The organism is Bradyrhizobium sp. CCBAU 11361 (genome assembly GCF_028128935.1).
GTDB classification, from domain to species: Bacteria; Pseudomonadota; Alphaproteobacteria; order Rhizobiales; family Xanthobacteraceae; genus Bradyrhizobium; species Bradyrhizobium niftali.
Genome location: NZ_LBJZ01000007.1, coordinates 1 through 380 on the forward strand (window position 1 = coordinate 1; position 380 = coordinate 380).

Annotated in this window: 1 pseudogene; it reads right to left on the reverse strand. The window is 65.5% G+C overall.

Going from position 1 to position 380, the window contains the following annotated elements:
- Positions 1-380: pseudogene (locus XI08_RS03620) on the reverse strand (IS5/IS1182 family transposase); the annotation flags it as partial.

Below are 380 nucleotides of genomic sequence, written 5' to 3' on the forward strand. Positions count from 1 at the left end.
ATGATCCGGCCCAGCCGGCTGCGCAGAAGGCGCAGCTGTCGCTGATGCCGGTTGAATTGTTTGGCATGAGCGTAGCGGCCCGCCATCATTGCCGCGCTTTTGGCCACGCGAACATAGGATTGCCGCAGCCTGACCCCGTGCTTCCTCGCCAGGCGGTTCAACCCGCGGATCGCTGCATGCAGCAGCTTGGCGTCGGTCGGAAAGCTGATGGCCTTCGGTTGGACGGTCGTGTCGACCGTGACCCGCTTGAGGTCCTGGCTGCGCAACGCACCGCTCGCGTGCGCCACCCGAAGGCTCTCGGCCAACAACCGCTCCAGCTTGTCGCCGAGCCGCTTGCGCCAGTGGCTCAGGTCTGAGCGCTCATGCGGGAAAACGTGCTG